The organism is Campylobacter sp. Cr9, assembly GCF_020138295.1.
GTDB lineage: Bacteria > Campylobacterota > Campylobacteria > Campylobacterales > Campylobacteraceae > Campylobacter_E.
In genome coordinates, this window is record NZ_JACGBH010000038.1 from 1 (window position 1) to 917 (window position 917).

Annotated in this window: 1 protein-coding gene; it reads left to right on the forward strand. The window is 32.0% G+C overall.

Annotated elements, in window-relative coordinates:
• A partial coding sequence (locus tag AVANS14531_RS09115; protein ID WP_336612160.1) for a methyl-accepting chemotaxis protein occupies nucleotides 1–866 on the forward strand: 866 nt, incomplete at its 5' end.
• Between the last annotated feature and the right edge of the window lie 51 nt (nucleotides 867–917).

A 917-nucleotide genomic window follows, 5' to 3' on the forward strand; every position in this document is an offset into this window, starting at 1 on the left:
AAGCAGTAGAACAAAGCGTTCAAACAGCAGCTGCAATTGAAAGCGGTGATTTAAAAGCAAGAATTACTCTAAATCCTGCAAACCCACAATTAATTGAACTAAAGAATGTATTAAATAAAATGCTTGATACTTTAGAAGATAAAGTAGGAGCTAATACTAACTCAATTGAAAAAATCTTTGATGAGTATAGCCAGAATGACTTTAGAAACGAAATAAAGAATGCTAGAGGTAAGGTTGAACTTGCTACTAACATGCTAGGTAAGCAAATAAGAGATATGTTAAAAACAAACCTTGAAACTGCAAGAAACCTACAAGAAAAATCAAAAATACTAAAAACAAGTGTTATTGATATAAACGAAGGTGCAAGAAAGCAAGCAGCAAGCTTACAAGAAAGTGCAGCAGCAGTAGAAGAAATGAGTGCATCTATGCATGCAGTAAATCAAAAATCAAACGAAGTGATTAAAAATGGAGAAGATATTAAAAATGTAATCACTATGATAAGAGACATTGCAGAGCAAATTAATCTACTTGCATTAAATGCTGCAATAGAAGCTGCTAGAGCAGGAGAGCATGGAAGAGGATTTGCAGTAGTTGCTGATGAAGTAAGAAAACTAGCTGAAAGCACTCAAAAATCTTTAACAGAAATAGAAGCAAGTGTTAATGTATTAACTCAAGGAATAAATGATATGAGCGAAAGCATTAAAGAACAAACTCAAGCTATTACTCAAATAAATGAAGCAATAAGCAGTATAGATGAATTAACACGTGCTAATGTTGTTGTAGCTGATAATACTAATAAGATATCAGATGAAGTAGATTCTATGGCAAGCAGTGCAGTTGAATCTGTAATGAAGAATAAGTTTTAATAAAGACTACATAAAAAGCTAAAAGAAACTTCTTAAGTGAAGTTTCTTTTA